This window comes from Oceanobacillus zhaokaii, from assembly GCF_003352005.1.
Taxonomy (GTDB): domain Bacteria; phylum Bacillota; class Bacilli; order Bacillales; family Amphibacillaceae; genus Oceanobacillus; species Oceanobacillus zhaokaii.
Genome location: NZ_CP024848.1, coordinates 315699 through 340181, shown reverse-complemented (window position 1 = coordinate 340181; position 24483 = coordinate 315699). Strand labels below are relative to the sequence as shown.

The following is a 24483-nucleotide window of genomic DNA, read 5'->3' as shown; positions in this document are numbered from 1 at the left end:
CAGAATTCCAATATTATAATTATTTTTAATTATAGTTTGAATTATTTGCTACTTCAACCCACTTGTCGGAAAATTCGTTCGACATAAAACTTATAATATCAAGTGTTGTTGTCGTTTTTTATCGAATCTACTCGTTAACTATTAACTTATGTTTACAAACCGCCTAAACTGGTTATCCTCTGCTAATGCATACATAAATTTTATTCCTTTTCTGGAATAGGAAACATATACTAAAATGGTAAGTTTGATAAAGGAGTTGCTTCCGTGAATACCACAATCGCTTGGATTGATGATGTCCGAAGACTGACCGTCATCTTTAAAGACCGATTTTCAGTACCAAATCTTCATATGGAGCCAATTATTTATTGGGAAAATAAGGAGAAGTATTTTCAAACCTATATTGAAAATCAAAGAGACGATACAACGATCATAATCCAGTTTTACGAGGACCTTCCGATTGGTGAGACGCTCATCCTTCAGTGGGGAGAGCAACATATTCCTATCTTTGCTGGTGCAATCGTACGCACAAAATGGTTTGATAATAATTATTCAGCAGTTGATGCAATCCTTGGTGCACATTGCAAGGAATCAGCGACAACCTTCGCCGTCTGGGCTCCTACTGCTATTCATGTAAAGGTGCGATTAGATGAGCAATGTTATGAACTACAACGTCAGAATCGCGGTGTATGGAATGCAACCGTTTCTGGAAACTGGCATGGGGCAACCTATGAGTATGAGGTCAACATAAACGGAAAGACGATACTTGTTAACGATCCATACGCGAAAGCAATGTTACCAAATAGTGAAAAAGGAATCGTCGTTGACTTTTCCAAATTGAAGCAAGTAGATGAGAACAATCAATTTAGACCAAAACCAACTAGCCTGCAAGATGCGATTATTTATGAGTTACATGTCCGTGATGCAACAATTCATCCTGATAGTAATGTAATAAATAATGGAAAGTTTTTAGGTCTAGCTGAAATAGGAACAACGACAAAAAATGGCTACTCTACAGCCCTTTCTTATATTAAGGAGCTAGGCTGCACCCATGTTCAATTATTGCCAATCAACGATTATGCACGTGTCGATGAGCTTAATCCAACACAAAATTATAATTGGGGATATGATCCGCTCTACTTCCAAGTCCCCGAGGGAAGTTACTCTGTCGTTCCGGAAAATCCTTTTGCAAGGATTAATGAATGTAAGGAGATGATTGGTGCCTTTCACCGTGAGGGTATTTCTGTCATTCTCGATGTTGTTTTAAATCATGTCTATATTATGGAAGAGTCTCCATTTGAAAAACTTGTTCCCGGGTATTATTTCCGATATCACGAAAATGGACATTTAAGTAATGGAACAGGGGTTGGGAACGATATTGCATCTGAGCGTGGAATGGCACGTGCGTTTATTTTGGATACAATTGACTTCTGGCTGAAAGAGTACCATGTTGATGGGTTCCGCTTCGATTTAATGGGTGCAATTGATATTGAAACAATGCGCCAAATCGAGGAACACTGTAAAGAAGAACCTGTGCCTATTATGCTGTTAGGTGAAGGCTGGGAGCTTTCAACCGCACTGGCAACAGAAAAGAAAGCGACGAGCAGAAATTCTGCTCAATTAAAAAGCACACGTTTTTTCAACGATTTCTTCCGGGATTCTTTAAAAGGCAACTTATTCCATGCGGGTGATACAGGATACGTTAACGGCAATGGACGCTTTCTTGAGCGATTGCCAGGACTTGTTTCCGGGTCTGCTTATAACCTGTTCGGGTCTACCTTCGTATCTGAAGTGACACAAACGGTTAATTATGTCGAGTGTCATGATAATCATACATTATGGGACCGACTGGAATTAACGAATAAAGACACAAGTGAAATGGATCGGAAGAAAATGCAGCAGCTGGCAACTGGAATCACATTATTAAGTCAAGGTGTGCCATTTATTCATGCAGGCCAGGAATGGTTCAGGAGTAAATTTGGGGAAGAAAATAGTTATATTTCTGGTGACGCGATTAACCAACTGGATTGGCAAAAGAGAGCCTTGGAAAATGAATCTGTTGAATTCGTCAAATCATTGATTGCCTTGAGGAAGAAATATAATGTTTTTCGAATGACATCCAAGGATGAAATAAACAGGAGACTCCATATTCTGGAAACACCGAATCCTGTTTTCGGATTCACGTTACTTGGTGATTTGGAAGATTTCTCAATCTATGTAAATCCGACGAAGGAGCAGCAGCCACTGCAATTGCCTTCACCTGGAAACTGGAAAGTCAACATTACTAATTCCCCTCAAAAACGGTGGGATGAAAGAACCATAATTGGGGAATATACGTTTATTGATCCACTTGAATTAGTCGTTTTACAGAAATCGAGAAAAGTCCTGGCGAGTGAGAGTCCGGATTTCTATGTGAATATAGGAGGAACCCGTGTCGAGTAAGCATTTTTTAGTTTTTCTATCACTTATAGAATGAAAAAGGGATTTCTACTATTTTGGTAGAAATTCCTTTTTTGTTTGATTGATATGAGTGTAGATTATCCATAGGAGTTCAGGATTATCAGTAGGATTACAGTTCACCCGCCTTTCCGCAAATCCATTTTATTGCCATATTAGTCTCACTATAGGAAAATTAATATAGTTTAAATTGAAAGAAGGTGAATTATGGTTCCATTAAATATACTTGATTATGTATTAATTGACGAAGGATTCAGTGCAAGGGATGCATTATTACAAACTACAGAACTTGCGAAGCTAGCAGACGAACTTGGGTACCATCGTCATTGGGTACCGGAACAACATCAAGCATTCTCGATTGCAAGCAGTTCTCCAGAAATGATTATAATGTATTTGGCGTCAGCAAAGAATACGTATTGGCTCAGGTGGCGTGATGCTCCCTCATTACAGCCCGTATAAGGTAGCGGAAAATTTCCTTACACTTGAGGCACTCCACCCAAATCGGATTGACCTCGGAATCGGCAATAGCAGCGGTGGAAGGATGATTAACCGTGTGCTGAATGAAGAAAAGAGCGAAAGATTAACCTACAAACAACAAGTAAAAGATATTGTAAGATACATAGCGGGTGAAAGGTCAGAGAATCACCGTTTTCCTACATTAACTGCTACACCGATTAGCGAAACAATGCCGGAGGTTTGGATGCTTGGTGGTGGTGGCGAAAGTACAAATATCGCTGCTTTCAATGGAACTGCTTTTACATTTGCACATTTCATCAAACCAGATGGCAGAGGAAGCGTCGAGAGGTATCGGGAGCACTTTCAACCTTCCATATTTCATAGCAACCCTTTTGTATCGATTGCTGTTTTCGTTATAGTTGCAGAAACTGCATCGGAAGCTGAACAATTAGCAAGGGCCTTTGATTTGTGGATGGTATCACTTGAAACAGCAAAGAACCCTCGCTACTTCCCTTCCATCGATACTGCGAACCACCATTCTTTTACACCTTTTGAAAAGCAAAAGATACATCAGATTCGCAAAAGGGCAATCATCGGCAACCCTAAACAGGTAAGAGAAGAAATCATTCGACTAGCAGAGATGTATCATGCGGATGAGGTAACAATTATCCCAAACTTCCCTGGTATCGAAAAGCGAATGGCAGGTATTCGTATGCTTGCGGAGATTATTAAGCAATATGCATAACTAGAATAATACTGGATATCGGCACATAAATTACTAGTGGTATACTCCATTATTCTTTAAAGATATTCCTCTCAAACAATAGATATAAAATAGCTATATACTATAAGGGAAGTGGGCTTAAATTGAACGATAACGTTGGCCTTTTATTAGAAGGCGGAGGTATGAGATGTGCCTATACGGCAGGAGTACTCGACCTTTTTTTAGATAAGGGAATTGAATTCCCTATCGTAGCAACTGCGTCTGCAGGAGCACTAATCGGTAGTTCTTTTATTGCAAAGCAACGTGAACGCAACTATCAAATTTTGAAAAGGGTCAGTGAAAATCCAATGTCCGTCTCCTTTCTAAAAATGATTCAAGAGAGAGAATTATTCGGAATGGATTACATCTTTGATAAAATCCCTCGAGAACTCGTTCCTATTGATTTTGGTTTATTTCAAGCATCAGCTTCAAAGTTTATCATTGGCACAACAGATATTAACACGGGAAAACCCTTTTATTTCAGTCAATACAATTCCATGGATGACTTAATCAGAATAATACGTGCATCTTGTTCATTACCTGTGCTTGCATCTAGCATCTTCCATAATGAAATCGAATTAATGGACGGCGGTGTCTCGGACCCAATTCCTATCAAACCATTACTAGAAAGTGGTTTAAAAAAGAATGTCGTAATACTTACAAGAAACAAAGGATACATAAAAAAAGGAACAAAACTAAACTGGTTCTTCAAACGTTTCTTTAGAAATAAACCGGAATTAATAAAATTATTACGCGATCGTCATCTCAGGTATAATCAAACGATGCAAATTCTATGGGAAATGGAGAAACGAGAAGAAGTATTTTTTATCCAACCCGAGCAGCCTTTAAAGGCAAGCAGAATTGAAAAAGATCATAGGAAGCTAGAAATCTTATATACCCAAGGCTATACTGAAACGGAAAGAAAAATTAATTCAATCAAACGATTTATAAATGCGACAAAAAGTGATGATGTAGATTCTCTTTCAATGGAAACTTTTTTCTCTTAAGCGGAATTTAGTTGCGTTTATATATAAAATAAACCGAACATACCTTATGGTATGCTCGGTCTATTTTTACTAGGAGATAAAACTAAGGTTGTTACCCCAAGGCTTGATTAACCATTGGTTTTCTAATGGTTTTAACTACTATTCTAAGCTAAGTTCAATTGCCACGTAACACCATATAAATCGCCTACCCACCCAAATTTCTTACTGAATCCGTAATTATCAAGTGGCATATAAACTTGTCCCTCTTGGGAGAGAGCTTCAAAAGCGTGGTCAAGCTCCTCTTCCGTATCACATGTTACAAACAATGAAATGGATGGCGTAAAAGTGAAATTATGCTTTACATTACTATCACTGCACATAATCTCCTGACCTTTAATCGAGAATACAGCTTGCATTACCGTCCCTTCTTCACCAGGCTCATTTGCAGCATAACGTCTAATCGAAATAATTTCTGCGTCGTCAAATACCGATGTATAAAGATTCATAGCCTCTTCCGCTTTCCCTTCAAACATTAAAAATGGATGAACCTTATGCTTTAAATTTTCCATTTGCCCTCACTCCTTAACATTAGCTAGTTTAGAAATACAAGAAATAAATGACAATTACTAATACGATTCGGTAAATAGCGAACGGTATTAATTTTACTTTATCAATTAATTTTAAGAAGAATTTGATTGATACTAATGCAAATATAAATGCACTAATAAATCCAACGATAAAGAATGGAAGTGCCTCTACCGTGAAGTATTGCCAGTTTTTAATTAACGATACCCCACTTGCCCCTGCCATAATAGGAACAGCCATAATAAAAGTAAAGTCGGCAGCGGTCCGGTGATTCATCCCAGTCAAGATACCTCCTGAAATCGTTGCACCTGATCTTGAGAATCCCGGCCATAATGATAAACATTGAATTAATCCAACTGTTAATGCTTGTCTATACGTAATTTGATCAACTGATTCAACTTTTGGTTTCTTAGAGCTAAATAAATCCGCAACAATCATAAATATTGCCCCGATGAATAAACCGATTAATACTGTTTTTGTAGTAAATAAGTTTTCATCAATATAGTCATCAAACAATAGCCCGAAAACACCTGCTGGAATTATCCCAACAATGACGTGCATGATGTTCAGATGATTTGATTTATGAACGACTACTTTCTTTTTACTTAAACGATTTAATCCTAATAAATCAATAAAACGATTCTTGAATACAATTACAACAGCCAGTATCGAACCAAGCTGAATTACTATTTTAAACGTGTTCGCTGTAAATTGCCCTAGAAACTCCGTCGATTTCAACCACATGTCATCCACTAAAATCATATGACCAGTCGATGATACGGGAGCAAACTCTGTCAGCCCTTCTACCAATCCAAGAATGATTGCTTTTAGTAAATCAATAAACTCCATGGTGTAAACTCCTTACTTTCTAAATTTTATCATTTGTATCTTATAATAAGAATATGCAAGACTAAACAATTGAACAACTTCTTTTTTCTAGATATCCATTCTGGATTATAGCATAAATTAATGATGCATGTTATCTTAAGGCGATTGTCTAAAGATTGGGACTGCGATTACTCGCCCCACCGAAATAACTTGTTGCTTTTATCAAGTGTGGGGTGAAAATTCGTAGTCGATGTAAATGCGAACTAACATTGAATATCAAATGCTCTTGGGCCAGTCGCTCCGAAAATACACTACGCGCACCTTAGGGGAGCTGGTGAGCCTTTTTGTGCTGTCGCACTTCAAAGTCTCACCTAGGCTCTACTTCCCGCAGGAGTCTCCACTGGGGTTGTGCGGTTAAAAATAATTTTCTACCCTATATTAGATGAATCGTATTTTCCTTTCTCATGGCTGTTGATTGTAGCCGAGGACAGGCAACCATACATTGCATTACTCACTATCGATTTTTTGTATTTCGTATTGAAAACCAATGTAATGATAATTCTGTTTTTGATACATTATTCGCGGTGTGTCTTCCCCGTCTGCTACTAAAATAATGGTTTTGTCAGCGAATGTATCCATCACAAATTGTTGCAGTCTAGTTCCAATTCCCTTTTTCTGAAAATCTTCCTTCACAGATAATCCATCAATTTCAGCGGTTTCTTTAGCAATAATTACTTCAACTGTTCCAGCTGGTAACCCCTGATAGAATGCAATGATTTGCATGATTGCGGGATTAGTAAAATGACGCTTATAGAGATTTACCTTTTGTTTCGCAAACTCTTTACCGAACTCCAAATCCGTTTGAAACTGGAAGTCCAGGAAAGCAGGGAAGTTATTTGATGTAACAACTTCGATGTCTATAGATTCCTGAGGATCTACTTTTGGAAACTCCTTTGGATTAATTGCATATAATTCGATAAATCCTACCTCATAATCTTTCTCTATTAGATATTCGTTTAACTCTTCTGGTGGCTTTTCATTCGCTGGCAAATAAAATTTCACATGTTTTTGGCCATTTGCTAAGTGAAAAGCTCGTAAATAATCAGCGGATTCGATAAATTCATCAAGTGATGGCATTTTCTTAAATTCTATGAAATTACTATCATACCGATTTAACATTTCCGGATAATGGATTTGTTTGTATAGCTCATTTTCTGCATTAACATGGCCGACTGTATGTATATCTGTAAACGTTACTTTCTTCATTGTAAAGAAACTCCCTTCTCGTAAAAACACATACCGTTATTAATTGTAATGGGTAATATGAGTATTTCATCCTTCTTTTCACTAACATTAGTCTATGTACTTCTAATCAGTGAACCGATAAATAACAAATCTTTCGTAAGGATTTTTATCATACATTCTAGGCAAGACAATTTCTTCTTTCCTGGCAAATGAAGGGTGATTATCTAAGAAATAAAGATAATCATCATGTGGATAATAAAGAATAATCTCGATTTTACGAGGAGACTCCTCAACAGATTGCATTATATTTTGGATAACCTTTTGAAAAATTTGTACTGAAAATGGATTAAAAAAATAAAAACGATTAGCCGACAATTCTATCTCGTATTCCTCAGCTAAGCAACAATAAAATTGAACGCCATCTCCCCGCCGCTTTGTACGATGTAAGTAACGTTCTCGATTCTTCATTGCCATATTATAAAATTTTTCATTCATTTCTATTCCAGTTACCTTTGCATGGAAATAATAATCGATAAAGAAACTTAATCTTCCTTTACCACTTCCAAAATCAATAATATGATCTTCCCTATTCAATTCATAATGATCAAATAATACTTCTAACGCATAATAAAGAGTTGGCTCATATGGGTTATAATGAGTAGTACTAGGAAAACCCCACTGATTTCCAGTCGTCTTGATGTTCAGCAATTTATCGTATTGATACTCTTTCACTAAATACTCCTATCCTTTCATGCAATCATTCTATTAATGCAGTTAAATTCAGATAATTCCATCCCCATATGCTATTATTATAAACGATATACATCATAAAAGTGAGGGATAACTAGTGAGAAAGATAAATTCAGTAAGTTTAATTGGCCTAGGCGCTATTGGCGCAGTGTATGGAAGTAAACTGCAGAATCTATTAGGTGATTCACTTACCGTAGTTGCAAATAAGAATCGGATTCAGCGTTACCAGTCTACTGGAATTATTATAAATGATGAAGTTTTTCATTTTAACTATCAATTGCCTAATACAACTACAGCTCCTGCAGATCTTGTTATCTTTGCAGTTAAAAATGCTGAGCTAAATCAAGCTATTGAAGAAATGAAGAGCCATATTGGACCGAATACAATTGTGCTCTCCCTCTTAAACGGAATCTCGAGTGAAGAAGATATCTACGAAGCTACTAAGAGTGAACACATCCTTTATAGTATGTGTGTCGGTATCGACGCGGTAAGAAATAACATAAGTATCCGCTACTCCAGCCTTGGGAAAATTTGCTACGGTGTCAGGAATCAAGACTTATCAGAGGATGTTTTTGCTGTAAAAAATTTATTTAATGATGCTGGTATATCGTATGAAATTCCAGATAATATTTGGCGTACAATCTGGGCGAAATTTATGTTTAATGTAGGAATCAATCAAACATCAGCGGTATTAAAAGCTCCATATGGCATATTCCAGAATATCCCTTCAGCAAATGAATGGGCAGAATCAGCGATGAATGAAGTAGTGGCCATCTCTCAAAAAGTAGGTGTTCATCTAACCGAAGAAGACATTAAACAATATCGGCCCATTTTACATAAGCTTTCTCCAAAAGGAAAAACATCGATGTTACAAGACATTGAAGCTGAGCGAAAAACTGAAGTTGAATATTTCGCTGGAAAAGTATGTGAGCTTGGAAGAGAATTCAATGTTCCCACCCCTGTGAATGACCAGCTATATAAGATGATTCAAATTATGGAGGAAATAACAGAATATCGTAATAAGATTTCTCAATAGTTTGTGGAAAATTCATTTTAGAAAAAGTTCTATCCAACCAATGAAATGATAGAGGATTTTTTATAAAAAAGTCTCTTTTTACAAGTACTTCCGCACTCACAAAAAATAAAATCAGAATATAATATTAAGAAAACATTACAATTCTTTAGGAATTTTACACCCATTTTATCGTAATAATGATTAATATAATAATAAAAGCAACAGTGCTTACTTAGCGATAGGAACTGTGCCCATCAAAAGAGGTGACAAATATCTTCCTAGCTGTTGGACGCTAGAGCTGATTGTCACCTATCTTGGCAAAAAAATTATTAAGTATAATTATTTTCTTATTCAATAAGAAAAATCACCTTTCTTGTATGCAGCGTAAAAAGATTGGAAATTCTATTCAAATAGAACTTTAACTTTTTCGAATAAGAGGAGGACGATTTTACTCTATGACAAACTTTAAATTATTAAATTATACTTTTCAGAACTTAAGTCAGAAGGAAATGTCTTTTGAAGAAGTTTTTCAGAATATCGTTCAATTTATGAAAAAGGACCCTATTGGTAACTTTCGCTTGATCTTTGGAACAGACTCCCAAATTCATTCAACCTACACAAGATTCATAACTGGGATTGTAATCCAGCGTGAAACAAAAGGCGCATGGGCTTGTATTCGCAAAGTAGTTGTCCCAAGAAAAATGCTAAACCTTCATGAAAGAATCTCCTACGAAACAACTCTAACAGAAGAAATTGTCTCTATGTTTTCAGAAAATCGAAAAAACCAATTAATCGACATTGTCTTACCTCACATTTATAAGGGATCCTCATTCACGATTGAAGGGCATATTGATATAGGCTCAGGCAATCGAAATAAAACTAGAGTATTTGTTAATGAAATGGTCATGCGAATGGAATCGTTGGGGATTGAACCAAAGATTAAACCAGATTCATTCGTCGCAAGCTGCTATGCCAATCGTTATACAAAGTAATTTTTTGTTATAATGGTAGAAAGTCGTGGTCGAGAAGGAGCCTCTCAATGTATATCTTTGTTGAAGAGAAAATAAAAGAAGCAGTGGATAATGGAGAATTTGATAACCTGCCTGGAAAGGGAAAACCTTTAAATTTAAAGGATGATTTAGCAGGACTGTCTCCAGAGCTTAAAATGGGCTACAAGATTCTTAAAAACGCTGGTTATATCGATGAAAAAACAGCTCATAATAAAGATAAACTTACATTCAATGATTTAATGCATAGCGCAACTGGCACAGCAGATAAGAACATTAGCGAGAAACGCAAACAATATGAAGCATTTGTACAGTCGAAAAAGCTACATACGAACCCCTCATTTCGCAAATATGCGAAGAGAATTATTGCGAAACTATTGGGTTAACTTACCACATTTTTATTTGGTTGTTTTCGAAAAGACTGTTGCTAATTACAAGTAAAAGTTGAAATATAGGTTTTAAACAAACGTATGTTTAAATATGTATAGGCTAGAAAATGAAGGCAGATAAGCAGGTATCTAAACTTGCTTATCTGCCTAAAATAAACGAAGCTGCTGTGGTGATAAATTGTCATATTCGATATCGAGAAGCTTTTGAAGCTCTTTTGCATTGCCTGCAGCATCTCCACCCGAATTATTATTGAATACAATCAGAATATCTTTTGATTGCTTCGCTAATTCTTTGATTCTTGTTTTCCATTCCAAAAGCTCTGCCTCATTGTATTTGTACAAGTATCGCACTTCCCGCCAATTCGTTTCTGCGTTCTTCGGTCTCGTCCACCCATGAAAATTACGCCCGTGCAACCTGATAAGTGTCCTTTTTTCATTTGTTGCCACGGGTACAATTGGAATAGACCCAACCCCCGCTTGTGGTTCATCAGCAATAGAATGAACCCAACCCTCTTGCTTCATAAAGGAAAGAGTACTTGAATAAAATTGTTCGTTAAACCAAGACTGATTTCTAAATTCGAGTGCTATAGGGATATCCCCCATCATCTTCTTACAGTATCTTAAATAATTTACATTTTCAGTCCGGCATTCAAACCATGGTGGGAACTGAAAAAGGACCATGGCTAGCTTATTGGCTTCTTCAAACGGCTTTAAAGACTCCTTAAATGCTTGGAACATCTCTTTTTTACTTTCAAATGGCAGTTCTTCCCGCTTATGCCCAGTCATCCCTTGATATGCCTTCACAACAAACCGGAATGTCTCTGGTGTTTCACGCACCCACTTAGCTACAGTGTGAACAGACTGGACTGCATAAAAAGATGAGTCTATCTCAACAATTGGAAAATGACTGCCATATTCAGATAACTTATCCTTTGGTTTTATTTGTGGTGGGTATATCGAATAATGATCCCCCCATCCTGTTAAACCAATATAAATCATGAAAATCCCTCCAAGGAATATTCAGCACAAACTTCTTTTTCTTTTACTAAATGTTGCAGTTTAGTTAAAGTGTTATAATAATTGGTCCATCATTCGAAATGATTATCGTATGCTCATACTGTGCAACTTGACTATTCTCTGTCGCAAATGTCCAACCATCATCTTCTTGAAATACTTCTTCTTCACGAGTCGAAATAAATGGTTCAAAGGCAATAACCATTCCTTCTTTTAATATTTCATCATCCCATCTATCATTATAATTATAAATATGATCTGGTGCTTCATGAATCCTTGTTCCAATTCCATGTCCTGTTAAGTTTTTAATCACAGTTAACCCATGATTCTTCGCTGTTCTCTCCACTGCTTTTCCGATTCCACTTTTTTTAGCACCTGGTTTAATTTTCTCCAGTCCTGCATCAAATGCGAGTTTTGCCACCTCACATACCTTTATTGATTTTTCGTCTCCTTCACCTACTACAAAAGAGATGCCTGTATCCGCAAAATAGCCATTTTTAGAAGCTGACACATCAATATTAACCAGATCACCATCTTTTATGACACGCTTACCAGGAATGCCATGTGCCACTTCTTTATTAACACTTATACAAGTATACCCAGGAAAGTCATATTCCCCTTTTGGCGCTGATATTGCACCTGCTTTTTCAAATAGCTCCCCTGCAAGCTCATCCAGTTCTTTCGTCGTTACGCCCGGTTTCGTTTTTTGTACTAATTCATCACGAATCTCGCCACAAATCTTACCGATTTCTCTCAGTGCTTGCAGTTCTTCTTCTGTCTTTACTATCATTGTAATCCCTCATTTATGTTAAGTATAATAATTCAAAATCTCATTCAATCGCTATCGATAACAAAAGTCTAAGTTTGATTTTAAAGGTTTTTTGAAAATATCTCCAGTTATTTGGTCAAACGTTTGATTGAATCAGCATTTGATATTAACTGTTTAAGTGCAATGTTGATTTCCGCTGCGGACAGTCGCTTTCCGCGGGTGCGAAGCACAAGAAGGCTCACCAGCCCCCCGCGGAAAGCGAAGTGTATTTTCGGAGCGGCTTGCCCATGAACTCTAATCACTATTTAGTCCCTATTAAAAAAGCAATGCCAATCAACTGATCAGCATTGCTTCTCTTTATTTTGTATAGTTATCGAAATAACCTTGAATAAAGACGAATGGTGTTCCTTTATCTCCACTTCCTGAAGTTAAATCTGCTAGTGAACCAATCAAATCGGTAAGTTTTCTAGGTGTTGTTCCTTGCGCTTCCATCGCCCCAACAAGGTCCGCATCTTTGTTCTTAATGTATTCAGAGATTGCTTTTTGAAGCTCCTCACCTTTAAGACCTGCAAAGTTATTATCTGCAAGATATTTTAATTTTACTTCATTCGGTCTGCCATTAAGCCCTGAAGTATATGCTGGTGACACAACTGGATCAGCAAGTTCCCAGATTTTCCCGATTGGATCTTTAAATGCACCATCACCATATATCATGACTTCCACATTTTTACCTGTTTTTTCTTTAAGTATCATTTGAATATTATCAACGATTGGCTGGCAATCCCGCGGGAAAAGCTTAACCCCTTCTTCCGTTGACTTATTCGCTCCTAAAAGGCCATATTCTTCATTATATCCGCTGCCATCAATGGAGTTGGATAGTATATTATCCAGACTATAAACCTTTTCTCCACCATTGTCATTTAAAATCTTCTTCGTTCTAAATCTTGTATGGATATCACATGTCAGCACGCTTTTGGTATAATCTAAAATCGTCTTGGCATTATTCGAGAAGATTACTTCACATTCAATACCATATTCTTCAATAAGTGATTTATAATATTCAATATAGTCAACACCAGTAAACGTATGTTTTATATAACCAAAGTAATCACGGAATTGCTTTTCAGTTAACACATCTGTCCAAGGATTTACACCCTTTTCATCCAGCAAATCAATGCTCACTAGATGGTTTCCAACTTCATCAGCTGGATAGCTAAGCATTAAGACAATCTTCTTTGCTCCTTTCGCAATTCCGCGAAGGCAGTTTGCAAATCGATTTCTACTTAAGATAGGGAAGATGACACCAATTGTATCATCACCAAATTTCGATTCCACATCTTTTGCAATATGATCAATTGTTGCATAGTTCCCTTGCGCTCGGGCAACGATTGATTCTGTAAGTGCAACGATATCCTGTTCTTGAATGCTGAACCCTTCTTGCTTTGATGCTTGTAATACACTATCTACAACGATTTGCTCAATATTATCACCTTGATTAATGATTGGACCACGTAGCCCTCTAACAACCGTACCAACTACTCTTTCCATTCCGTTCACTCCTCCAGAACACTATGGTTTATATGTTTATCAAAACCCTACTTGTAATATACATGAAATTCATGGTATAAGTAAAATGAATATATCTTATATCCGGTATAAGGGGAATTTATATGTCAAGCAAATTAGACTTATATAAAGTATTTACAAAGGTAGGAAAAAGTAAAAGCTTCTCTGCAGCTGCTCAGGACTTATATATGACACAACCTGCAGTGAGCCAAGCCATTATGCAATTAGAAAGGGAATTAGACACCCGGCTCTTCACTAGAACAACTAAAGGGGTTACCTTAACAAATGAAGGAAAGCTATTGTTTGAATATGCTAATTCAGCGATAAATTTAATCGACGTCGGTGAAGGAAAAATCTTAGAATTTAAAAATCTAACCGCTGGCGAATTGAAAATTGGTGTAGGGGATACCATTTCAAAATATTTCTTACTCCCATACCTCGAAGCATTTCATAATCAATTTCCAAACATTAAATTTAAAATTGTAAATGGAACAACGTCAGAGCTCTGTGCTATTTTAAAATCTGGAGAAGTCGACATTGCCTTTTGTAATTTTCCCGTTGATGAGCCAAGATTGGTACAAATCCCCTGCCTCACTATCCACGATATTTTTGTTTGCGGAAATAAGTTTCAACATCTCTTAACTGAACCAATCACCTTTGATGCACTAACAAACGAACCATTAATTTTACTCGAACAAGAATCAATCTCACGAAAGTATGTAGACGATTTCCTTAGCTCAAATGGTATTACCATTTCGCCAGAGATTGAACTCGGATCCCATGATTTATTATTGGAATTTGCCAAGAGTAATTTAGGTGTTGCCTGTGTAACGAGGGAATTTGCCAAGGAGTATCTAGATAATGGAAACTTATTCGAAGTTCCATTATCAACTGAAATACCAGCACGAAGTATAGGCATGTGTTATTTAAATAGTGTTTCCCTATCTCCTTCAGCGATGAAATTTGTTGAAAGTATAAAAAAACAATAGAAGCAAAAGCTTCTACAGTTAACACAAAAAGAGCCCTCCAAGGTGCATAAACCTTGGAGGGCTTCCTTCTAATGATAGGAAAGTATAAAAAATTCCTTATTACAACTATTGTGACAAGAGTGGCCACGTCCAGCTCCAGCGCCCAGCGACTAGCGAGACTTCCCTCACCTCCGTACGATAAGTCAACATCGATTCGCTTCCAGCTCATCGTGTTTCCTTTATCTCCTACGGCTCAGTCCAGTCCGTACGTCGCTAAACGGGCGCTTCCGCTTTTGTTCAAGATTAATTTTCTTCTTCATCTTTTCGGTTCTTCTTGAATAGTTTGGAAAGTATTTCATAAGCAATCGGTACAACGATTAATGTTAATAATGTTGAACTTAATAGCCCACCTATTACAGTGATTCCAAGACCTTTCGATACTAAACCACCACCACCACCAGCTGAACCGAATGCTAGTGGGATAAGGGCACCAATCGTTGCGATTGCTGTCATAAGGATTGGGCGAAGACGCGTGCTTCCTGCTTCTAGAATCGCTTCACGCATAACCAAGCCATTGCGCTCCATCCGGACAATTCGGTCTACAAGGACGATAGCGTTCGTTACGACGATACCAATTAACATCAATAGCCCCATCATTACAGGTACTGAAATAGTTTCACCTGCAATCAGCAGACCAACAAATGAACCAATTACAGCAAATGGTAATGAGAAGAGAATTGCAAATGGAGCAACACCTTCACGGAATGTGACAACTAAAATGAAGTACACAATCGCAATTGCTGCAAGCATCGCGATACCAAGCTGTGTGAATGCCTCATTCATATCTGCAGTTACACCAGCAACACCGACAGTCACACCTTTAGGTAAATCTAAATCATCAATTGATTCCTCTACTTCAGAAGAGGCTTTTGAAACATCATCATCAAGTACAGTTCCGGAAACAGTTGCATAGTATTCACCCGCGCTCCGTGCAAGTGTATTCAATGTTATACCTTCTTCTACTGTGACAAGCTCAGAAAGCGGCATTGTCGTACCCATTGCTGTCGGTACTTCTGTCGCTAACAAATCATCTACCGATTCCGGTTGTTCGGCCTGCTCTTGCTGCACAATTACATCCAATGTATCCCCATCCTTTTCGACGGTTGTTAAAACTTCTGGTGTTGCGTTCGGGTTTAACATCATGATAATTTGCCCAGTTGTTAGCCCATATTGCAATAATTCATCTTGCTCAACATTAAATGTATATTCTACATATGCATCCTCTGCTGTTGAAGAAACATCTTCTAAACCGTCATTTTCATTCATCACATCTTCTACCATCGTTACAGCTTCATTAAGTTTATCTAAATTTTCACTGTAAAATGTATAGCTGATTTCATTTGAAGACATTCCCATTGATGAGAAGTTCTGACTCTTCCATTCGCCTGATTGGCCAATGTTAAACACATATTCCTCAATTTCTGTGCGCACTTCCGGGAAGTCATCCATTTCCGGATCAAAAATAACATACATTAATGCACCATTCGATCCGCCACCTGACATTGCTGCCATTGGGTCAGCACTATCTGTTACTGATAGCTGCAGGATGTCAATGTCATCACGCTTTAATAATTCTTCTTCAACCACTGCAATATTCGCTAGAGTATCTTCCTCGAGCTCACCAGCATCAGGCGTGTATGTTAAATACATTACTTTTTCTTCTTCACTGCCTAAGAAACTAAAACCGATTAACGGTGTTAGCGCTAAGCTGCCGATTAATAAAATAATCGAAATTGCCGAAGTAATAATCTTATGATTTAGCGACCAGTTAAGTATCCCTTTATACCAGTTAGCTAATTTTCCAGCTTCTTTATGACTGCTCTCTGTCTTCTCACTGTATAATTTTTTCTTAAATAAAGTATGAGATAGAGCAGGAACAATTGTAATTGCTACAAGTAATGAGGCAATTAATGCAAATGCCATCGTTAACGCAAATGGCATGAATAGCTCACCAACCATTCCACTAACGAAAACAAGTGGTGCGAATACCGCAATTGTTACTAATGTAGACGATAATATCGGCTTGAACATTTCAATTGTTGCTTCGCGAATCAATGCACGCCCAGTTAATTTCTCTGTTCTTAAATGGAGTCGCCTGTAAATATTTTCGACTACAACAATCGAGTCATCAATTACACGACCGATTGCAACTGTAATCGCCCCAAGGGTCATCATGTTTAACGTAATATCTAACCAATTCAATATCAATAATGACATAAAAATAGATACTGGAATGGAAACAATTGAGATAATCGTTGATTTAAAATCACGCAGGAATAAAAGAATGATTAATACGGCAATTAGACCACCAAATAATGCTTTTTCAATCATAGTTGCAACCGAAGATTCGATTGGCTCCCCTTGGTCTAACGAAATGTCAATGACTAGTCCTTCATACTTTTCCTGTTCTTCTTTAACTAACTCTTTTACATCATTTACAACATCAACCGTGTTTGCTTGTTGATCTTTAACAATTTGAATTGCGATTGCATCTTCACCGTTTGTACGAGAAACAGATTCTACTTTACCAACAACTTCAACTGTTGCAATATCGCTAAGGTTTACGAATGGAGAAGGGTTTGCTTCTGTTGGTTCTACTGGAATAACCATTTCTTCCAATTCCGCTGCGGTCATAAACTTACCATCAATCGCAACGGCTTGTTCCCCCTCTTCAAACTCATAAAGACCTAATGAAACAGCAAGATCACTTGCTTGGATCATTTCTTTAACATTATCTTCCGTAAGACCAAGCTCAGACATTCTCTCTTCATTATAAGTAAGCTCTACTTCTTCTATATGTTGACCAGTTATCGTGGCAGATGCAACACCATCAAGCTTCTCAATATTTGGAACAACAATTTCTTCTACTGTAGATGTTAAGTCAACAATGTCCTTTGACTCACTGCTTACACTCAATGCCACAACTGGCATCATGTTCATGCTAATCGAAGTAATCGTTGGCTCCTCAGCGCCCTCTGGCAGGGTCACTGTATCAATCGCCGATTCTAAAGCGCGTTTCGCTTCGTCCATATCGATACCGTAATCGTATTCTACTTGAATACTGGACATATTCGAGTATGAATTCGAGTAAACAGCCTTCACATCGTCAAGTCCTTCTACCGCTTTTTCTATTGGCATGGACACATCTTCCATTACTTGCTCAGGAGTTGCTCCAGGATATACACCCATTACCATTAAATAAGGAATGGAAATATCTGGAATTGTTTCAGTTTTCATTTGTGTACCAGAATAGATCCCAGATACCGTAATGATGATTGTCAGCAACCACACTGCTAATTTATTTTTTAAGACAAAATTTACTAAACCTTTCACCTCTACACCTACCTTAAATTGACTTATCTTTCCCAATTACTTATAATAATTGACTATCCGGTCATTTGTCAACTCTAGAAGTAATAGGAGCGATAATATCATATGGTTAAAAAACAGTTAATTATGGATAAAGCATTAGAGCTATTTGCAGAACAAGGTTTCGAAGCAACTTCTGTCCAGCAAATAACAGAGCAGTGCGGCATTTCAAAGGGAGCATTTTACTTATCTTTCAAATCAAAGGACGAACTAATCTCAGAAATGATAGACCATTTTATGATAGGAATAATTACAAATATTGACCAAGTGGTCAAAAATACAAATAATGAGGAACTCCTCTATGTATTTTACTATGAAACATTCCAATCCTTTGATAAGCATTCTGATTTCACCAAAGTTCTTATAAAAGAGCAAACCCATACTATAAATAAAGAACTTCTCTTAAAGATCAGCTACTACAATAGCTTATTAGAAAGAACGATTTTATCGATAATTGAAAGTATCTATGGGGATAAAATCAAACAGACAAAATATGATTTATTATATTGCATTAAGAGTTTTACAGGTATTTACTCAGAATTAAAGCTATTCTATAATGTACCGTTCAATTTACAATCACTTGCAGAATCTTTTGTGGAGAAAACACATCTACTTGCGAAGCATACTACTATTCCATTGATTTCAGAAGAGATGGTCCAAGCTATAAAGCATCCATTGAATGAAGATGTAACAGAAGAAAAATTACTCGAAATCATTGAAAAGACAATAGTTGAAATGAAAGATTCCATTGAAAAGGATTCATTGGTCTTACTAAAGGAAGAATTAGTCGAACCAGCATTAAGTCCTGCCATTATAAAAGGATTGATCGAAAATATCCGAAACCAACCCGAGTGCAGATGGATTGCTTATTTACTTCAAAACTTTTATTCATTTTAATGATACCAGCCGTTTAAATTTGTAATTGCCTTAAGAACTTGTAAAAAAGCAAGCATGTAGATAAGAAATACATGCTTGCTCTTTTGTGTTGAGAGTTTTCATTTCCTCCTTTCATTTCATAAATACAATTAGAAGTTTAAAGACAGACACGCTGAATAGATTTTCTTATTTTAATTGTTAAACAATGGAATAAATGGTTAACTATAGAATTTACCTGCCGATAATAAAATAGTACAAAAGTAGGTATTTGTTGAAAGGAAGTTGAAAAATGGCAAAAGAAGGATCTTACACAATGAAAGTAAATCAAGGAAATAAAACGATTGATATGACGGTGAGTGGCTCATTTACACCTGAAAAGGCAGAGGAATTCGTTGCAGACTACAAACGCATCGTTGCTGGGGTTAAAGCAAATGAATACACACTTAAATTCGATTGCAGGGATTTAAATGTCGTGACACAAGAGATGATACCTCCTTTAGAATTCTGTATGAATTTATATAAAGAGTCTGGCTTTGAAAAAGTCGAAGTTGGCATCAAGAAAAGTGCAATTATTAAAATGCAATTAAATCGCATAGCTCGTAGTGCAGGGTTAACTAATTTCGAAGTTGCAGAGATTTATTAGAAAACTAAGGTTTAGCCAAGCTTTTAGGTGACAGCCTTAGTTGTACTTATAATAGTAAGAAAGGATTTATACTTTCTTACTAACCTGAAATAAAAAGCAAGATTCAAATCGGATCTTGCTTTTTATTTCAATATCACATCATACATAGACAATTATAGGAGCGAGTAGAAACCAATGACTAATATTAGAATAAACGCTGTAGAAATTTATCATCCAGGACAAATCGTCGATAACGCTCACTATATCGAGCATTTTAAAAACAAAACAGGAAAGGACATTTCGAACTTCTTAGAAATCATGGGAAGAGAAGAAAGATATATCATTGATAGTCCTAATGAAAATTCCATAACGATGGCAATTGAAGCATCGAAACGAGTGCTTAAAAAGTCAGGATTAACTGGAAATGATATAGACATGATTGTATTTTCCACTCAGGTTCCTGAATATACAGTGCCAACCAATGCAATGTTTGTCCATCATGCAATTGAGGCACAAAAAGGTACCGTGATTTATGACTTGAATGCGAACTGTGCAGGAATGACAATCGCAGTAGAACAAGCATCTCGATACATGCTGTCTAGTCCCCATGTAAAAAGAGCATTAGTAGTTGGCTCAGATTATCTTTCTTTACTTGGTAACCCTGATGACGCTATGACACTTGCAAACTTTGGTGATGCTGCTTCTGCTATTATTTTAGAAAAAACAGAAGAAGAGAATACTGGTTTCATTGATGGGATGTTTGAAGTAGATTCGACTAATCGCAATAACATCTTATATCCTGAAAAAGGGTTGTCTAAATCACTCAAAGATGGTGAGAATTCGGACCATATGTTATGGCACCCATTTGATGGTACGATGTCACTACCGTATGTCTATGAGCAATTTGAAGAAATTCTAAACCGGAATAACTTAACGATTGATGATGTCGATAGCTTCTGTCTATCTCAATTCGCTCTAGTCAACATTGAAAGAATGCAAGAACGATTTAACATCCCCAATGAAAAAATCGTTTATGTTGGAGATAAGTATGGTTACACAGGGACAAGCAGTCCTTTCATTTCACTTTACGAAGGAATTGAATCTGGTCGAATTAAACGAGGAGATTTAGTATTATTTTGGACCATTGGCGGCGGGCATGAATTCGTAACGATGTTATTTAGGTACTAATGTTTCTAATCCAATATTTATGTAACGAAGGCTTAACATGCCTTCGTTTTTTTATTTAAAAGAGTATTTTCACCTAAATGTAATATACCTTCCAGCACATGGTATACTAAAATATTGTTATTTAACTATTGGAAGGATGAAAGAAATTGTTAAGAGCATATGCTTGGCTTACGTTTTGCGTTATAGTATGGGGCAGTAATTTTGTATTTGGGAAAATTTTAGTTCAGTATTTTTCACCAACCCTTTTAACTATGCTTAGACTTTTGTTCATTGTACTCTTGCTTATAGGTTTGTCGATATACAAAAAGAACTTAAAACGAGTTAATAAAATTGATTTACTTGCGTTAGTTTTCCTTGGAGTTATTGGTGTATTTATTAACCAATGGTCTTTTTTTATGGGATTACAAACTGCTGATTCAACAACATCGGCATTAATTTTAGCAACTACTCCTATATTGACTGGTTTTCTCGCTGCTGTTTTCCTCAAAGAAAAACTAACAATTCGAATGTTAGCGGGATCACTACTAGCTCTAATTGGAATTTACTTAGTTGTCACTAAAGGTAATCTAACTTCTTTACATTTTGAAAAAGGATTATTATGGATTGTCCTAACGATGATTACATTTGCCATTATGATAATAATGACAAGACTTCTATCAAGCAGGATAGACCCTCTGACCATTACTTTATATTCCAATGTAGTCGGATTTATTGTATCGATTCCTTTTGCATTTTTACTGGACAATCCGCCGCGAATAAGCCCTAGACTGTCTGATTGGGCATTCCTTATCGGTACCGCAATTGTTGTACACGGCATCGCGACACTAATCTGGAATCAAAACATTCGATATGTTGATGCTTCCAAGGCTTCCATCTTATCGAACCTAGAACCGTTTGTCGCAATGTTAATGGGCTTAATATTGCTATTCAAACCAATAACCTGGTTGGAAATCTTAGGCTCACTCATCATTGTAGGTGGAGTAGTGCTGTCAACGTATTCAAAAGCTCGATAAGCACACACAAGCATGTGCACTGAGTCGGTGCATGTGGTCACTCCCCGAGTTTTGTTGTATTTTGTCGAATAATTTGGATCGTATGTTTTACAAAAAGTATAGAGGGTATATTACACATGTATGATTTTTAATAATATCCAACACTATAAACGAGGTGATATTGTGACGAATCAAGATAAGAAAAACCAACAAGGTGATGACTCTCTCGAACAAAAACAGAAAGAGAAAGATTCAAATCAGGACATTGAACCACAACGTGAAACGGACACCAAACCACAGGAAAACAAATAATATTGAAACGAAAATAGTTAAAAAACAAAGAAATGAAACGACCCTTACCATACATTTCCTAGGTTAGGGTCGTTTTTCAGTATATTTTCTTCAAGAACATTCCTATGTTCAAATATTTCTTATAACGATTCATTTCCTTGAATTCCCAATAAATAAATGCTATCGTAAAATAGTGAACATACTTATTTGTTTAATCAAATCTAATGTAAGCGCAAACAATTAAGTGTTTTATTAATAAGGGGGAGGAAATTTATCATGATTTATGCAAATCCAAATACAGAAGGGGCAATTATTAATTTCAAGGATAAATATGATAACTTCATTGGCGGCGAATGGGTGCCACCGGTAAAAGGGGAATACTTTGAGGTTACAACACCAATCACTGGTGAAGCATTCACAAGTGCAGCTCGCTCTTCAGCTGAAGATATTGAACTTGCTTTAGATGCCGCTCACGCTGCGAAAGATGCTTGGGGCAAAACATCTACGACAGAGCGCGCAAATATATTAAATAAAATTGCGGATCGAATAGAGGAAACTCTAGAAATTATTGCTGTTGCAGATTCTTGGGATAATGGAAAGGCTGTTCGTGAAACATTAAATGCAGATATTCCATTAGCAATTGATCACTATCGTTATTTTGCTAGTGTTATCCGTGCTCAAGAAGGACGGACAACACAATTGGATAATGACACGGTTGTCTATCATTTCCAAGAACCGCTTGGTGTTGTTGGACAAATTATTCCATGGAATTTCCCTATTCTAATGGCTACTTGGAAAATTGCACCGGCCTTAGCTGCTGGTAACTGTATTGTCTTAAAGCCAGCTGAACAAACTCCAGTTTCTATTATGGTATTGCTTGAGCTAATTGAAGACTTACTTCCTGCAGGTGTGCTTAATGTTGTAAACGGATACGGGATTGAAGTGGGGAAACCACTAGCAACGAATCCTCGTATTGCTAAAATCGCATTTACTGGTTCAACTGCTGTTGGTCGTCAAATAATGCAATATGCAACTGAAAATATTATTCCTGTAACACTTGAGCTTGGTGGAAAATCTCCGAATATATTCTTTGAAGATGTCATGGACAAGGATGATGAATTCCTAGATAAGGCAATTGAAGGCTTAGTTATGTTTGCCTTAAATTCAGGAGAAGTATGTACCTCCCCAACTCGAGCATTAATCCAGGAATCGATTTACGATAAATTTATCGAAAAATCGATTGAGAGAGTAAAGGCAATTAAAGTCGGAAACCCACTTGATACAGAAGTTATGATGGGTGCCCAAGCGTCGAATCAACAACAAGAAAAAATCCTCTCTTATATCAAATTAGGTAAAGAGGAAGGTGCCGAATTATTAATCGGTGGCGAAGTTAATCAGATTGGTGACGACTTTAATAAAGGAAACTACATCCAACCTACTATTTTTAAAGGTAATAATGAAATGCGTATTTTCCAGGAAGAAATCTTCGGACCAGTATTAGCTGTTACTACATTCAAAGATTTTGATGAGGCTATCGAAATAGCAAATGATACCATTTACGGCCTAGGCGCTGGCGTATGGTCAAGGAGTGGTGATCTTGCTTATCGTGCTGGGCGTGCGATTCAAGCTGGACGTGTTTGGACCAATACCTATCATAAATATCCAGCAGGTGCTGCATTTGGTGGATATAAGATGTCAGGTATCGGACGGGAGAACCACGGTATGATGCTTGATCACTACCAACAAACAAAAGCTTTATTAGTAAGCTATGATAGAAAAGCTCAAGGTTTCTTTTAATTTAGAAAGGATGAGTCTAAATATGGTAGATCGTGTCGTAGCCACAGATGAGGCGCTAAGATTAATAGACTTGATAAAAACTAGGCAAGAATCCATTATATTTTATCAATCTGGCGGTTGTTGTGATGGTTCCGCACCAATGTGCTACGTTGAGGGCGATTTTCTACTTGGAGATTCCGATCTCTACTTAGGTTCCATTAGAGACGTTCCTTTTTATATGCATCGCAGTCAATATGACTATTGGAAACATACGCAGTTAATAATTGATGCAATTGATGGACGTGGCCCAGAATTTTCACTTGATAGTCTTGAAAGCAAACATTTCATTACGCGTTCTCACGTCTTTACAGAGGAAGAGTATTTGCAAGGGAAAGAAAAAATATAAGACAGAGAAGCCTATAGAGATAGTTTTTTCTCTATAGGCTTTTCATTGTAATAAAATCAAATCATATTTACATAGTGCGCTAATCTCCCACTGCCCTATTAATTGAAT

At 36.9% G+C, this 24483-nt stretch carries 23 protein-coding genes; 15 read left to right on the top strand and 8 right to left on the bottom strand.

The window, feature by feature from the left end; genetic code table 11:
* Positions 1 to 264: 264 nt before the first annotated feature.
* The 4 genes from pulA to CUC15_RS01790 all read left to right on the top strand — a co-directional run bounded on the left by pulA (position 265) and on the right by CUC15_RS01790 (position 4680).
* Entirely contained in the window at positions 265 to 2439 is a 2175-nt protein-coding gene (gene pulA / locus CUC15_RS01800; RefSeq protein WP_242985925.1) for a type I pullulanase, read from the top strand.
* Between the two features lie 222 nt (positions 2440 to 2661).
* Positions 2662 to 2913: an LLM class oxidoreductase gene (locus CUC15_RS20705; RefSeq protein WP_341457186.1), complete on the top strand. Its 252-nt coding sequence runs from the start codon at positions 2662 to 2664 to the stop codon at positions 2911 to 2913.
* Positions 2888 to 3655 carry an MsnO8 family LLM class oxidoreductase gene (locus CUC15_RS01795; RefSeq protein ID WP_341457185.1) on the top strand — a complete coding sequence of 256 codons (768 nt, stop codon included), beginning with the start codon at positions 2888 to 2890 and terminating at the stop codon, positions 3653 to 3655. Before CUC15_RS20705 ends, CUC15_RS01795 begins: the two co-directional genes overlap by 26 nt.
* Before the next feature lie 122 nt (positions 3656 to 3777).
* Positions 3778 to 4680 (top strand): patatin-like phospholipase family protein, encoded by a 903-nt coding sequence (locus CUC15_RS01790; protein WP_114915084.1) that lies wholly within the window; start codon positions 3778 to 3780, stop codon positions 4678 to 4680.
* 143 nt (positions 4681 to 4823) lie between these two features.
* Here the strand turns inward: CUC15_RS01790 and CUC15_RS01785 are convergent, their stop codons facing one another.
* From CUC15_RS01785 to CUC15_RS01770, 4 genes are all read right to left on the bottom strand, one after another.
* Positions 4824 to 5228: a VOC family protein gene (locus CUC15_RS01785; RefSeq protein WP_114915083.1), complete on the bottom strand. Its 405-nt coding sequence runs from the start codon at positions 5226 to 5228 to the stop codon at positions 4824 to 4826.
* A 28-nt stretch (positions 5229 to 5256) separates the two neighbouring features.
* On the bottom strand, positions 5257 to 6093 hold the full coding sequence (locus CUC15_RS01780) for an undecaprenyl-diphosphate phosphatase (RefSeq protein WP_114915082.1): 837 nt from the start codon (positions 6091 to 6093) through the stop codon (positions 5257 to 5259).
* A 486-nt stretch (positions 6094 to 6579) separates the two neighbouring features.
* Complete coding sequence (locus CUC15_RS01775) at positions 6580 to 7338, bottom strand: GNAT family N-acetyltransferase (protein ID WP_114915081.1); 759 nt, start codon at positions 7336 to 7338, stop codon at positions 6580 to 6582.
* A 102-nt stretch (positions 7339 to 7440) separates the two neighbouring features.
* The gene (locus tag CUC15_RS01770; protein ID WP_114915080.1) at positions 7441 to 8049 is read right to left on the bottom strand and encodes a class I SAM-dependent methyltransferase; all 609 of its coding nucleotides are present in this window, start codon (positions 8047 to 8049) and stop codon (positions 7441 to 7443) included.
* A 115-nt stretch (positions 8050 to 8164) separates the two neighbouring features.
* Here CUC15_RS01770 and CUC15_RS01765 point away from each other — a divergent pair, with 115 nt between their 5' ends.
* The 3 genes from CUC15_RS01765 to CUC15_RS01755 all read left to right on the top strand — a co-directional run bounded on the left by CUC15_RS01765 (position 8165) and on the right by CUC15_RS01755 (position 10475).
* Positions 8165 to 9103 carry a ketopantoate reductase family protein gene (locus CUC15_RS01765; protein WP_114915079.1) on the top strand — a complete coding sequence of 313 codons (939 nt, stop codon included), beginning with the start codon at positions 8165 to 8167 and terminating at the stop codon, positions 9101 to 9103.
* A 434-nt stretch (positions 9104 to 9537) separates the two neighbouring features.
* Positions 9538 to 10074: a ribonuclease H-like YkuK family protein gene (locus tag CUC15_RS01760; RefSeq protein ID WP_114915078.1), complete on the top strand. Its 537-nt coding sequence runs from the start codon at positions 9538 to 9540 to the stop codon at positions 10072 to 10074.
* Positions 10075 to 10121: 47 nt separating this feature from the next.
* The gene (locus CUC15_RS01755; RefSeq protein ID WP_114915077.1) at positions 10122 to 10475 is read left to right on the top strand and encodes a DnaJ family domain-containing protein; all 354 of its coding nucleotides are present in this window, start codon (positions 10122 to 10124) and stop codon (positions 10473 to 10475) included.
* A 150-nt stretch (positions 10476 to 10625) separates the two neighbouring features.
* Here CUC15_RS01755 and CUC15_RS01750 read toward each other — a convergent pair whose 3' ends face one another.
* The 3 genes from CUC15_RS01750 to CUC15_RS01740 form a co-directional block, all read right to left on the bottom strand.
* Positions 10626 to 11477 carry a DUF72 domain-containing protein gene (locus tag CUC15_RS01750; protein ID WP_114915076.1) on the bottom strand — a complete coding sequence of 284 codons (852 nt, stop codon included), beginning with the start codon at positions 11475 to 11477 and terminating at the stop codon, positions 10626 to 10628.
* Between the two features lie 64 nt (positions 11478 to 11541).
* Positions 11542 to 12282: a type I methionyl aminopeptidase gene (gene map, locus CUC15_RS01745; RefSeq protein WP_114915075.1), complete on the bottom strand. Its 741-nt coding sequence runs from the start codon at positions 12280 to 12282 to the stop codon at positions 11542 to 11544.
* A gap of 336 nt (positions 12283 to 12618) precedes the next feature.
* Complete coding sequence (locus CUC15_RS01740; RefSeq protein ID WP_114915074.1) at positions 12619 to 13809, bottom strand: coenzyme F420-0:L-glutamate ligase; 1191 nt, start codon at positions 13807 to 13809, stop codon at positions 12619 to 12621.
* A gap of 122 nt (positions 13810 to 13931) precedes the next feature.
* Here CUC15_RS01740 and CUC15_RS01735 point away from each other — a divergent pair, with 122 nt between their 5' ends.
* Positions 13932 to 14816 carry a LysR family transcriptional regulator gene (locus tag CUC15_RS01735; RefSeq protein ID WP_114915073.1) on the top strand — a complete coding sequence of 295 codons (885 nt, stop codon included), beginning with the start codon at positions 13932 to 13934 and terminating at the stop codon, positions 14814 to 14816.
* A gap of 282 nt (positions 14817 to 15098) precedes the next feature.
* Here the strand turns inward: CUC15_RS01735 and CUC15_RS01730 are convergent, their stop codons facing one another.
* Complete coding sequence (locus CUC15_RS01730; protein ID WP_114915072.1) at positions 15099 to 18188, bottom strand: efflux RND transporter permease subunit; 3090 nt, start codon at positions 18186 to 18188, stop codon at positions 15099 to 15101.
* Between the two features lie 102 nt (positions 18189 to 18290).
* Between CUC15_RS01730 and CUC15_RS01725 the strand changes: the two genes are divergently transcribed.
* The 7 genes from CUC15_RS01725 to CUC15_RS01700 all read left to right on the top strand — a co-directional run bounded on the left by CUC15_RS01725 (position 18291) and on the right by CUC15_RS01700 (position 24375).
* A complete protein-coding gene (locus CUC15_RS01725; protein ID WP_114915071.1) occupies positions 18291 to 19121 on the top strand; it encodes a TetR/AcrR family transcriptional regulator in 831 nt (276 codons plus the stop codon).
* Between the two features lie 268 nt (positions 19122 to 19389).
* Positions 19390 to 19743, top strand: coding sequence for a hypothetical protein (locus CUC15_RS01720; protein ID WP_114915070.1), 354 nt, complete (start codon positions 19390 to 19392; stop codon positions 19741 to 19743).
* Positions 19744 to 19917: 174 nt separating this feature from the next.
* Positions 19918 to 20910, top strand: coding sequence for a ketoacyl-ACP synthase III (locus CUC15_RS01715; RefSeq protein WP_114915069.1), 993 nt, complete (start codon positions 19918 to 19920; stop codon positions 20908 to 20910).
* Positions 20911 to 21056: 146 nt separating this feature from the next.
* Positions 21057 to 21923 (top strand): DMT family transporter, encoded by an 867-nt coding sequence (locus CUC15_RS01710; RefSeq protein ID WP_114915068.1) that lies wholly within the window; start codon positions 21057 to 21059, stop codon positions 21921 to 21923.
* Between the two features lie 162 nt (positions 21924 to 22085).
* The gene (locus CUC15_RS20575; protein ID WP_278309188.1) at positions 22086 to 22214 is read left to right on the top strand and encodes a hypothetical protein; all 129 of its coding nucleotides are present in this window, start codon (positions 22086 to 22088) and stop codon (positions 22212 to 22214) included.
* A 255-nt stretch (positions 22215 to 22469) separates the two neighbouring features.
* On the top strand, positions 22470 to 23990 hold the full coding sequence (exaC, locus tag CUC15_RS01705; RefSeq protein WP_114915067.1) for an acetaldehyde dehydrogenase ExaC: 1521 nt from the start codon (positions 22470 to 22472) through the stop codon (positions 23988 to 23990).
* Positions 23991 to 24012: 22 nt separating this feature from the next.
* The gene (locus tag CUC15_RS01700) at positions 24013 to 24375 is read left to right on the top strand and encodes a DUF779 domain-containing protein (protein WP_114915066.1); all 363 of its coding nucleotides are present in this window, start codon (positions 24013 to 24015) and stop codon (positions 24373 to 24375) included.
* The last annotated feature ends 108 nt before the right edge of the window (positions 24376 to 24483 follow it).

What these genes read in the sequence shown, in the direction of transcription:
- CUC15_RS01715 (WP_114915069.1), top strand. Translation starts at nt 19,918, where the DNA reads ATGACTAATATTAGAATAAACGCTGTAGAAATTTATCATCCAGGACAA.
- exaC (WP_114915067.1), top strand. Translation starts at nt 22,470, where the DNA reads ATGATTTATGCAAATCCAAATACAGAAGGGGCAATTATTAATTTCAAG.
- CUC15_RS01750 (WP_114915076.1), bottom strand. Translation starts at nt 11,477, where the DNA reads ATGATTTATATTGGTTTAACAGGATGGGGGGATCATTATTCGATATAC.
- CUC15_RS01700 (WP_114915066.1), top strand. Translation starts at nt 24,013, where the DNA reads ATGGTAGATCGTGTCGTAGCCACAGATGAGGCGCTAAGATTAATAGAC.
- CUC15_RS01755 (WP_114915077.1), top strand. Translation starts at nt 10,122, where the DNA reads ATGTATATCTTTGTTGAAGAGAAAATAAAAGAAGCAGTGGATAATGGA.
- CUC15_RS01795 (WP_341457185.1), top strand. Translation starts at nt 2,888, where the DNA reads ATGCTCCCTCATTACAGCCCGTATAAGGTAGCGGAAAATTTCCTTACA.
- CUC15_RS01785 (WP_114915083.1), bottom strand. Translation starts at nt 5,228, where the DNA reads ATGGAAAATTTAAAGCATAAGGTTCATCCATTTTTAATGTTTGAAGGG.
- CUC15_RS01760 (WP_114915078.1), top strand. Translation starts at nt 9,538, where the DNA reads ATGACAAACTTTAAATTATTAAATTATACTTTTCAGAACTTAAGTCAG.
- CUC15_RS20705 (WP_341457186.1), top strand. Translation starts at nt 2,662, where the DNA reads ATGGTTCCATTAAATATACTTGATTATGTATTAATTGACGAAGGATTC.
- map (WP_114915075.1), bottom strand. Translation starts at nt 12,282, where the DNA reads ATGATAGTAAAGACAGAAGAAGAACTGCAAGCACTGAGAGAAATCGGT.
- CUC15_RS01725 (WP_114915071.1), top strand. Translation starts at nt 18,291, where the DNA reads ATGGTTAAAAAACAGTTAATTATGGATAAAGCATTAGAGCTATTTGCA.
- CUC15_RS01775 (WP_114915081.1), bottom strand. Translation starts at nt 7,338, where the DNA reads ATGAAGAAAGTAACGTTTACAGATATACATACAGTCGGCCATGTTAAT.
- CUC15_RS01780 (WP_114915082.1), bottom strand. Translation starts at nt 6,093, where the DNA reads ATGGAGTTTATTGATTTACTAAAAGCAATCATTCTTGGATTGGTAGAA.
- CUC15_RS01740 (WP_114915074.1), bottom strand. Translation starts at nt 13,809, where the DNA reads ATGGAAAGAGTAGTTGGTACGGTTGTTAGAGGGCTACGTGGTCCAATC.
- CUC15_RS01735 (WP_114915073.1), top strand. Translation starts at nt 13,932, where the DNA reads ATGTCAAGCAAATTAGACTTATATAAAGTATTTACAAAGGTAGGAAAA.
- CUC15_RS01720 (WP_114915070.1), top strand. Translation starts at nt 19,390, where the DNA reads ATGGCAAAAGAAGGATCTTACACAATGAAAGTAAATCAAGGAAATAAA.